At 72.6% G+C, this 9,090-nt stretch carries 9 protein-coding genes; 5 read left to right on the top strand and 4 right to left on the bottom strand.

Going from position 1 to position 9,090, the window contains the following annotated elements; all coding sequences use genetic code 11:
* Positions 1 to 17: 17 nt before the first annotated feature.
* The 4 genes from HGA02_RS05110 to HGA02_RS05095 form a co-directional block, all read right to left on the bottom strand.
* Positions 18 to 461, bottom strand: a complete 444-nt coding sequence (locus HGA02_RS05110; protein ID WP_124344294.1) for a flagellar export chaperone FliS — start codon at positions 459 to 461, stop codon at positions 18 to 20.
* A gap of 23 nt (positions 462 to 484) precedes the next feature.
* The gene (gene fliD, locus HGA02_RS05105; RefSeq protein WP_168678086.1) at positions 485 to 1,843 is read right to left on the bottom strand and encodes a flagellar filament capping protein FliD; all 1,359 of its coding nucleotides are present in this window, start codon (positions 1,841 to 1,843) and stop codon (positions 485 to 487) included.
* 132 nt (positions 1,844 to 1,975) lie between these two features.
* Positions 1,976 to 3,163, bottom strand: a complete 1,188-nt coding sequence (locus HGA02_RS05100) for a flagellin N-terminal helical domain-containing protein (RefSeq protein WP_168678085.1) — start codon at positions 3,161 to 3,163, stop codon at positions 1,976 to 1,978.
* Positions 3,164 to 3,302: 139 nt separating this feature from the next.
* Positions 3,303 to 4,193 (bottom strand): sigma-70 family RNA polymerase sigma factor, encoded by an 891-nt coding sequence (locus HGA02_RS05095; protein ID WP_168678084.1) that lies wholly within the window; start codon positions 4,191 to 4,193, stop codon positions 3,303 to 3,305.
* A gap of 384 nt (positions 4,194 to 4,577) precedes the next feature.
* Between HGA02_RS05095 and flgN the strand changes: the two genes are divergently transcribed.
* The 5 genes from flgN (at position 4,578) to HGA02_RS05070 (ending at position 9,088) form a co-directional block, all read left to right on the top strand.
* Positions 4,578 to 5,057, top strand: coding sequence for a flagellar export chaperone FlgN (gene flgN, locus HGA02_RS05090; protein WP_124343050.1), 480 nt, complete (start codon positions 4,578 to 4,580; stop codon positions 5,055 to 5,057).
* Positions 5,058 to 5,073: 16 nt separating this feature from the next.
* Entirely contained in the window at positions 5,074 to 6,441 is a 1,368-nt protein-coding gene (gene flgK / locus HGA02_RS05085; RefSeq protein ID WP_168678083.1) for a flagellar hook-associated protein FlgK, read from the top strand.
* 4 nt (positions 6,442 to 6,445) lie between these two features.
* Positions 6,446 to 7,327, top strand: coding sequence for a flagellar hook-associated protein FlgL (gene flgL / locus HGA02_RS05080; protein WP_168678082.1), 882 nt, complete (start codon positions 6,446 to 6,448; stop codon positions 7,325 to 7,327).
* On the top strand, positions 7,324 to 7,752 hold the full coding sequence (locus HGA02_RS05075) for a flagellar assembly protein FliW (protein ID WP_168678081.1): 429 nt from the start codon (positions 7,324 to 7,326) through the stop codon (positions 7,750 to 7,752). The genes flgL and HGA02_RS05075 overlap by 4 nt, the downstream gene beginning before the upstream one ends.
* A 121-nt stretch (positions 7,753 to 7,873) precedes the next feature.
* Positions 7,874 to 9,088 carry an EAL and HDOD domain-containing protein gene (locus HGA02_RS05070; RefSeq protein WP_168678080.1) on the top strand — a complete coding sequence of 405 codons (1,215 nt, stop codon included), beginning with the start codon at positions 7,874 to 7,876 and terminating at the stop codon, positions 9,086 to 9,088.
* The last annotated feature ends 2 nt before the right edge of the window (positions 9,089 to 9,090 follow it).

Here is a 9,090-nt window from a genome sequence, read left to right as displayed (position 1 = left end):
CGCCGGGGCGAGCATGGTCAGCCGACGCCGAGCAGGCCGACCGCGGTCGCGGTCTCCAGCGCGGGCGCGTCCGCCGGGGTGGGGATCTGGACCTGCGCGAGCGAGCGCGCCGCCTCGTGCCAGGCCTCCGCGAGCGGCTCGATCAGCGCGCGGCAGGACCGGGTGATCTCGACGTCGCCGCGCGCACCGGCGCGGATGAGCTCGCCGAGCAGGAAGCGGTAGATCGACATGAGCTGCGGGCCGCCGTCCCACGCCGCCTCGTCGAGGCTGACGATGAGCTCGGCGACGATCTCCTGCGCGTGCTGGAGGTGCCCGCGACCGGCGACGACCTCCCCGGCCTCGAACGACTCGGCCGCGCGGTCGACGTCGACCAGCATCCGGTCGTAGAGCATCGTGAGCAGACGCGCGGGTCCGACCGTGGCGACCGCGTCGGCCACGTACCGCGAACGGATGTCAGGCATGGGGTGCGACCTTCCGGTGGGCGTCAGGAGCTCGACGACGCGGACAGGGACGACAGCTGGCCGGCGAGCCAGCTCGACTGCGACTGCAGGTTGGAGAGCGTGACCTCGAGCGCCGAGTACGTCTTCTGGAGGCTCTCGCGGCGCACCTCGAGGCGGCGGTCCCACGCGTCGATCTGGGTGCCGAGGTCCTTGACGAGGTCCTGCTGCCCGGTGATCTTGCGGGTGAGGGTGCCGTCGACGGAGTCCGAGGCGCCCTTCGCGACGTCGGCGACGCGCTGCGCCAGACCGGAGACGATCTTCTCGACCTTGTCCGGGTCGGCTGCGAGCGCGGCCTTGAACTTCGCCTCGTCGAACGCGAACGTGCCGTCCTTCGCACTGATCGAGATGCCGACCTCGGACGGCGACGAGCCGTCCACGGGGTACGACGCCGCCGTCTGCAGGGCCTGCTTGAGCGACCGCACCGCGGAGTCGCCCGCGAAGAGGCCACCGCTGATCACGGTGCCGCCGTCCGCCGCGGTCGTCGTGGTGGTCGCGGTGCGCGACGCGACCTCGGAGAGGACGACGCCGAGCGCGCCGACGAGGCCGGACGCGAGCGAGGTGACGGCGGCGGTGTCGCGGCTGACGGTCAGCGTGACGGGATCCGCCTCGACCTTCGAGACGGTGATCGACGTCCCGACGAGGACGTCGGAGAACGTGTTGGTCGAGGACGTGACCTGCTGCTCGGCCCCGGCGACGCCGGCCCACAGCGTGATCTGCGCGTCCTTCGCGGCGCGCGTCTCGACGAGCGGCAGGCTCGTGGCGGTGCCGGCGCCGACCTGCGCCGCGGTGCCCGCCCAGGCCGTGAAGGCGTGCTCCTCGCCGCTCTCGGCGGCGGTGAGCTGGAGTCGCGTGGTCCCGCCGACGGTGACGGCGACGGCGTTGACGCCGGCCTTCGACGCGCTGATGGCACGAGCCGTGGCGGCGGCGTCGGCGCCGACGGTGACCTCGGTGAGGGTGCCGTCGGGGGCCTTGAACGTGAGCTTCTCGCCCGCGGCGGGGAGCGCGGCGTAGTCGGTCAGCGAGACCTGGCTCGAGGCGAGCGCGTCGACGCGGAACGTCAGCTCGGTCGGGGTGCTCCCGGCGCCCGTCGTCGCGGTGACCGACGCAGCCGAGGCGGTGGCCTTCGTGACGTCCCAGGACGAGGCGGTGGCGGCCTTCGTGGCCGCGTCCTTGAGCGACGAGACCTTGGTGTTGAGCGACTGCAGGGCGGTCACGAGGTTGGTCGTCGCCGACTGCTTCGACTTCAGCAGGGTCTGCGGCGCGGACTCGACCTGCATCAGCTGGTTGATGAGGTCGGTCGTCTGCAGACCGGAGACCAGGCCGTCGATGCCCATGGTCGCCATGCGTCGTCGCTCCGCTCGTCGGGGGTGGTGGTTCAGGGCTGAGGCGCCGGTGGCGGGCGGCTGGTGGGCCGCCCGCCACCGGAGCGCTTCAGGTGGTGGCCGTTCCCGGTCGGGGGTCGGTCACCGGGTCGATCACCGCAGGAGGGACAGGACGCCCTGGGGGATCTGGTTGGCCTGCGCGAGCATCGCCGTGCCGGCCTGCGACAGGATCTGCGCGCGGGTGAAGGAGACCATCTCCGACGCCATGTCCGTGTCGCGGATGCGGGACTCCGAGGCGGAGAGGTTCTCCACCGCGACGTTCACGTTCTTGATCGTGTGCTCGAAGCGGTTCTGGAGGGCACCGAGACCGGCACGGGCCGTCGAGACCGACTTGATCTGCGCGTCGATCAGCGTGATGGACGCCTGCGCGTTCGCGGCGGAGTCGAACGCGACGCCACCCGTGAGGGCGGTGCCCGTCGAGCCACCGGTCGCCAGGCCGGCGGCCGGGGCGGCCGTCGTGGAGACCGTGCCACCGTCGAGCGCGGAGACGACGATGCCGGTGCCGGCGCCGTTCGCGTCCTTGGTGACCGACACCGTGAACTTCGAGGCGAAGGCGGCGTCCGAACGCAGCGCCGAGGCGTACTCCTCGACGCTCTGGAAGCCGGCACCGCCGGCGGTGTCGCTGAGCGTGCCCGTCGTGATGGCCGTGGTGACACCGGTCGTCGCGTTGGTGCTCGTGAACGTGGCCGCGGCCGTCGTCAGCGAGCCGAGGGTCGCCGCGAAGGACGAACCCGTGGTCGTGAGGCTGCCACCCGCGAGGTTCTGGGCGATCGCCTTGACGTTCGCGCCACCGAGGTTGACCGTGATCTGGCTGTCGGCGTTGCCGTCGGCACCGACCTGGAACTTCAGCGACGAGGTCGAGCCGTCGAGCAGCTTGGTGCCGTTGAAGTTGGTCGACTTGGCGATGCGGTCGAGCTCCGAGACGAGCGAGTCCGACTCGGTCTTGATGTTGGCGCGCGCCTCGGTGTTGTTCGAGTCGTTGCCCGCCTGCACCGCGAGGTCACGCACACGCTGCAGGATGGAGTGGACCTCGGTCAGGGCGCCCTCAGCGGTCTGCACGACCGAGATGCCGTCCTGGGCGTTGCGGGCGGCGACCTTGAGGCCACCGACCTGCGAACGCAGACCCTCGGAGATGGCCAGACCGGCCGCGTCGTCCGCCGCACGGTTGATGCGGAAGCCCGACGACAGCTTCTCGAGCGACTTGCTCAGGTCGTTCTGGGTGTTCGAGAGGTTGCGGTACGAGTTGACCGCGGCGATGTTCTGGTTGATCGAGAGACCCATGGTTCTCTTCCTCCTTGATTCGGGTCCGGAGCGGCCCATCCGTGGGCACACCCTGCAGATCGGCGGGTTCCGACGGTCGGTGAGGGATTACGTCGAGGAATTTCTCGACGGTCCCCCGGCCGGCGTCGGCCGCCGAGGATCAGGCGCCGCGCAGGCGCGCCACGACGGGCGTGCCGTCGGGTGCGGCGACGACGTCGCGCTGGCTCGGCACGACCGACAGCCGGTCGGCGGTCGGGATCGACGTGACGAGCGCGGCACGTGCGGCGACGGCGGCGAAGTAGGACTGGCGGCGGCGCTCGGCGACGCCGTCGGCGCGCTCGGGGGCGGGCACGAGGTCGGGGTCGAGGCCGGCGTTCATGCCGTCGCGCAGCAGGCCGAGGGCCTCGGTGCGCAGCTGGCTGATGCGGGACTGCGTGACGCCGAGCTCGGCGGCGAGGTCGGCGACGCTGCGGTCCTGGAGGAACAGGCCCTCGATCACGGTGCGCAGGCGGTCGGGCAGCGTGACGACGGCGGCGCGCAGCCAGCGGTGGCGCTCGTCGGCGAGGACGCTCTCCTCGGGCGTGAGCTCGCGGTCGACGACGAGGTCGGCGACGGCACCCTCGGTCGCGTCCATGGACAGGACCCGGCGCTCGGCGTCGCGGGTCGCGTCGTCGACGGCGCGGAGGTCGACGCCCATGGCGTGCGCGAGCTCCTCACGCGTCGGCTTGCGCTTGAGCACGCTCGTGAGCCGCTCGGTGGTGGCGGCGAGCTCGCGGACGCGCTGCCGGGCCCCGCGGGACGCCCAGTCCATCGAGCGCAGCTCGTCGACGAGCGCACCCTTGATGCGCAGCGAGGCGTAGCGGGCGAACGGCACGCCGGTCGCCGGGTCGTACGCCTGGGCGGCGAGCACGAGCGCGAGGCTGCCGGCCGACGCGAGCTCGTCGCGCGAGACGGTCGGGGGGACGCGGTGCAGCATCTCGCTGACCGCGTAGCCGACGAGGGGCAGGTGCGTCGTGACGAGCTCGTCGGTCGCCGCTGTGTTGTTGCTCACCTGCACTCGTTCGGCCCAGGTGCCAGCACCCTTGAGTCATGGGTTCGGCTTCACCCGTGACTGGACACGCGCCCAGTTCAGGCACCGTCCGGTTCGTCCTGCGCGAACACCCGGAAACGATTCATGAGAGCGTTTCCGCAGGCAATCGGTGTGACGCGCATCACACCCGAATGGCCCTGCGGGAGCATTCGGACGCTTCCAGGCGCACCGGACGGGTGAGTCCGGAACCGCTTCGACGACACGCCGGTGACCCGATGGTGTGACAGCGCTCCCACCCCCGGACCACGCGATCTCCGGCGAACTCGTCACAATCGCCCGACCCGTGCCGATGGAGGGAGCAGACGCCCGACGGACCCCGGCGGGCAGGACCTGGAGGACACCCCCATGCCCCTCAACGGGCTCTCCGACGCACTGTGGCAGCAGCGGAACCTGCTCGAGCTCCTGCTCTTCAAGCTCGAGGAGGAGCAGCTGATCCTCACGAGCGGGCGCTCGCGGTGGCTCGGGCACGCGACCCGCGAGGTCGAGACGGTGCTCGACGAGATCCGCACCGCCGAGCTCGGGCGCGCGCTCGCCGCCGAGCTCGCCGCCGTCACGCTCGGCCTGCCCGGCGACGCGAGCCTCGCCGAGATCGCCGCCGCCGCACCGGCCCCCTGGGACGACCTGCTGCGCGCGCACCGCGACGCCTTCGCGACGCTCGCCGCCGAGATCGCCCAGCTGTCCGACGGCAACCGCGAGCTCCTCGCGCTGTCGCACCGCGCGACCCAGGAGACGCTCGCGACGCTGCAGGACGTCCACACGTACACGGGCGCGGGCACGACCGCGGCGGCCGCACCCGCCGCGCGCCTCGTCGACCGCACCTTCTGAGGAGACACCCACCCGCATGAGCACCTTCTCCGGCCTCGGCACCGCGCTGAGCTCCCTGATCGCGCAGCGGCAGGCCCTCGACGTCGCGGGGCAGAACGTCGCCAACGCGAACACCGTCGGCTACACGCGCCAGCGCGCGTCCCTGTCGGCCCTCCCCTCCGCCAACGTCCCGTCGATGTTCTCCGTCAACAACGGCGCCGGCGAGGGCGTGCGCGTCACCGGCATCGAGCGCCTCGGCGACGTGTTCCTCGACCTGCGCCTGCGCACCCAGACCGCGGGCGCGTCGTACCTGTCGGCGCGGGCCGAGGCGTACGGCGTGCTCGAGAAGAGCCTCGGCGAGCCCGGCGAGACCGGCCTCGCGAGCCAGCTCGCCACGATGTGGGGCGCCTGGTCCGACCTGTCGAACACCCCCGACAAGAACGCCGCGCGCGCCGTCGTCCTCCAGGACTCCAAGGCCGTCGCCGACCGCATCGCGAGCCTCTACACCTCCGTCCAGACGCAGTGGACGCAGGCCCGCACGACCACCGCCGGGCTCGTCGAGCAGGTCAACACGACCGCCGCGGGCGTCGCCGACCTCAACGCCCGCATCCTCGAGATCACCAACGCGGGCGGCACCGCCAACGAGCTCATGGACCGCCGCGACCAGCTCGTCACGCAGCTCTCGTCGCTCGTCGGCGCGAGCACCACGACCCGCGAGAACGGCCAGGTCGACGTCCTCGTCGGCGGCAACGCGCTCGTGTCCGGCAAGCGCGTCCACGAGCTCGCCGTCACCGGCGCCGCGTCGTTCGCGCAGGCCACCGCCGGCCAGGCCGTCACCGTCGTGTGGGCCGAGCGCCCCACGCAGAGCGCGGGCCTCGACGGCGGCCTCGGTGAGCATGCCGCCCGCTACGACGCGCTCGCGACCACCATCGCCGACCAGGTCAACACGCTGCACGGCGGCGCGGTCACCGCCGACGGCCGCACCACCGGCGACTTCTGGACGTTCCAGGCCGGCCGGCCCGCCGCGCTCGGCCTGACCGTCGCGATCACGTCCGCCGCGGACGTCGCCGTCGCCGACCCCACCAAGGGCCCCCTCGACGGGACCGTCGGCGACGCGATCGCCGCGCTCAAGACCAGCCAGACCGGTCCCGACGCCCACTGGTCGTCGACCGTCGTCGACCTCGGCGTCCGCGCCTCGAGCGCGAGCTCGCGCGCCAAGGTCGCCGAGTCCGCCCGCGCGACCGCCGAGCAGCAGCAGCTCGCGGCGACCAGCGTGGACACCGACGAGGAGACCGTGAACATGCTCGCCTTCCAGCGGGCCTACGAGGGCGCCGCGCGCGTCCTCACCGCCGTCGACCAGATGCTCGACGTGCTCATCAACAAGACCGGCCTCGTCGGAAGGTGACGCGATGATCCCCCGGGTGACGCACCTGACCGTGCAGCGCCAGACGCTGTCCAACCTGCAGGGCAACCTCACGTCCATGGCGGACCTGCAGGCGAAGCTCTCGAGCGGCAAGAAGATCTCCGTGCCGTCCGACGACCCCGCCGGCGCCTCCGACGTGCTGCGCCTGCGCGGCGAGCAGCGCGCGCTCACGCAGTACGCGCGCAACGCGACCGACGGCGACTCGTGGCTCACGACGGTCGACGCGGCGCTGCAGTCGTCGATGACCGCCATGCGCCGGGCCCGCGACCTCACCATCCAGGGCGGCAACGGCGGGCTCGGCCCGACGTCGCGCGAGGCCCTGGCCGCCGAGATCGAGGGCGTCCGGGACTCGCTCATGGACCAGGCGAACGCGTCCTACGCGGGACGCACCGTCTTCGCCGGCACCTCGGACGCCGGTCGCGCGTTCCAGGCCGACTACAGCTGGACCGGCACCGCGGGCGCGTCCGTCGACCGCCGCGTCGGTGACGCCACCACGGTCCGCGTCGACGCCGACGGGTCCGCGGTCTTCGGCGAGGGCGCGACGTCCGTGTTCGCGCTGCTCGACCAGGTCGCCGCGACGCTGCGCAGCGGCGGGGACTCCACGACCCATCTGAACGCCATCGACGACCGCATGGACGCCATGCTCACCGAGCTGTCGTCCGTCGGTGCCCGGCAGAACCAGGTCGGCTCCGCGCAGACCTCGATCGTGAGCAACCAGCTCACCACCAAGACGCAGCTGTCGGGGATCGAGGACATCGACCTCGCGCAGACGATCCTCGACATCCAGATGCAGGAGGTCGCGTACAACGGCGCTCTCGGCGCCGCTGCCAAGGTCCTCCAGCCGAGCCTCATGGACTTCCTCCGATGAACATCGCCCCCGCCACCGTCCCGGTCGCCGTCGGCGGTCACGTCCTCGACGTGCCCGGCGAGCTGCGGCTCGTCACCGCCCTGCCGGGCCTGCCCGGACGCACCTCCTACGTGCTCGACGCGCTCGACGACACCGGCGTGCTGTTCGCGCTGCGGTCCGTCGACGCCGACGAGCGCGAGGTCCGCCTCTTCGTCGTCAGCCCGACGCTGTACTTCCCCGACTACCACCCGCGGATCCGCCCGGGCGTCCTCGGCGACGACACCGACCCCGCCGACGTCGTCGTGCTCGTCGTCGTGCACCCCGGCGCCGCCGGCGAGCCGCCCACCGCCAACCTCCTCGCGCCCGTGCTCGTCGACCGGGCCCGCGGCCTCGCCGTGCAGTCCGTGCTCGACGAGGACTGGCCGCTGCGCGCCCCCGTCGGCTGACGCCGGGCCACCACGAGCACGCCCGGACGGGCGTGCTCGGACCCGTCTCCTCAGTTCCGCGCGGCTCCTGCCGATAGGTGGACCAGCACCACTTCGCACCTCGGAGGAGAGGGACGACCGCATGTACCAGCTGGACCAGCCGCCCGCCCACGTCGGATCGGCCGTCGTCCACCGCCAGCCGATCGTGCACCCGGACAGGTCCGTGTTCGGGTACGCGGTCCGTGCGTCCGTCATGGCCCCCGACGGCTCCGTCGAGCCCGAGCACCGGGTCGAGCACCTCGTCGAGGCGCAGTACCGGATCCTCGACGCGGACCTCCTGTCCGGCGACAAGCTGCTGATCCTGCGCGCCACGACCCGCGTGATGATGGGCGGCCACGACCTGCCGCCCGCCGGCGGCGGGGTCGTCGTCGAGATCCCCGGGCACATGACGTCCGGCGAGGACGCGGCCGAGCAGGTCATCGCGCTCAAGCACATGGGCTACGGCCTCGCGCTCGGCGACTACACGGGCATGCCCGCGCACGACGAGTTCCTCTCGATCGTCGACTACGTGAAGATCGACGTCGCCGCGCAGGCCGACCGCCTCGACCAGCTCGTCGCGCACGTGCACAAGTGCGGCGCGCACGTCATCGCCGAGCGCGCCGACTCCCGCGACCGCATCCACGCCGCGCTGACCGCCGGTGCGGACCTGCTGCAGGGCCCGATGTTCGAGCGGCACCGCTCCGACGCCGGCCGCCAGCTGTCCGCGGGCGAGGTGCAGTGCTTCGAGCTCGTCCGGCTGCTGTCCGCCGAGTACCCCGACCAGGACGCCGTCGTGCACGTCGTCGAGTCGGACCCCGAGCTCACGATGCGCGTCCTGCACCTCGTGAACTCCTCCGCGAGCGGCGTGCGCCGGCGGATCGACTCCGTGCGTCAGGCCGTCGTGCTCGTCGGCCCGCGCCAGCTCAACGCGCTCGCCATGGCGTCGCTCGTCGACGCGCGCACCGCCGCCGTCGGTCCCCTGTGGTCGGTCCTGACCCGCGCGCTCACGTGCTCGCGGCTCGCCGGGACCGACGCCGGGTACGTCGTCGGGATGCTGTCCGCGGTCGCGTCGCACCTCAAGCTGTCGATCGACTCGATCATCGAGCGGTCGGGCGTCTCCGAGGCCATCGCCGACGCGCTGCGCGACCAGACCGGCCCGCTCGGTCCCGTGCTCGCCGCGGTGCTCGCGCACGAGGAGAACGACACGGCCGCCGTCGTCGCCGCCGGGTACGAGCCCATCGAGGTCGCGCACGTGCACCTCGCGGCGATCCCCGAGGCCCTCGCGACCGCGACCGCCCTGGCGACCGCCGCCGCCTGACG

This window comes from Cellulomonas septica (assembly GCF_012396155.1).
In the GTDB taxonomy this organism is placed as follows: Bacteria; Actinomycetota; Actinomycetes; order Actinomycetales; family Cellulomonadaceae; genus Cellulomonas; species Cellulomonas septica.
This window is presented reverse-complemented; position numbering and strand designations above follow the sequence as displayed.

Excerpts from the sequence above, each read along its gene's own strand:
- flgN (WP_124343050.1), top strand. The coding sequence starts at position 4,578 with ATGCCCCTCAACGGGCTCTCCGACGCACTGTGGCAGCAGCGGAACCTG.
- HGA02_RS05075 (WP_168678081.1), top strand. The coding sequence starts at position 7,324 with ATGAACATCGCCCCCGCCACCGTCCCGGTCGCCGTCGGCGGTCACGTC.
- HGA02_RS05100 (WP_168678085.1), bottom strand. The coding sequence starts at position 3,163 with ATGGGTCTCTCGATCAACCAGAACATCGCCGCGGTCAACTCGTACCGC.
- HGA02_RS05110 (WP_124344294.1), bottom strand. The coding sequence starts at position 461 with ATGCCTGACATCCGTTCGCGGTACGTGGCCGACGCGGTCGCCACGGTC.
- HGA02_RS05070 (WP_168678080.1), top strand. The coding sequence starts at position 7,874 with ATGTACCAGCTGGACCAGCCGCCCGCCCACGTCGGATCGGCCGTCGTC.
- flgL (WP_168678082.1), top strand. The coding sequence starts at position 6,446 with ATGATCCCCCGGGTGACGCACCTGACCGTGCAGCGCCAGACGCTGTCC.
- fliD (WP_168678086.1), bottom strand. The coding sequence starts at position 1,843 with ATGGCGACCATGGGCATCGACGGCCTGGTCTCCGGTCTGCAGACGACC.
- flgK (WP_168678083.1), top strand. The coding sequence starts at position 5,074 with ATGAGCACCTTCTCCGGCCTCGGCACCGCGCTGAGCTCCCTGATCGCG.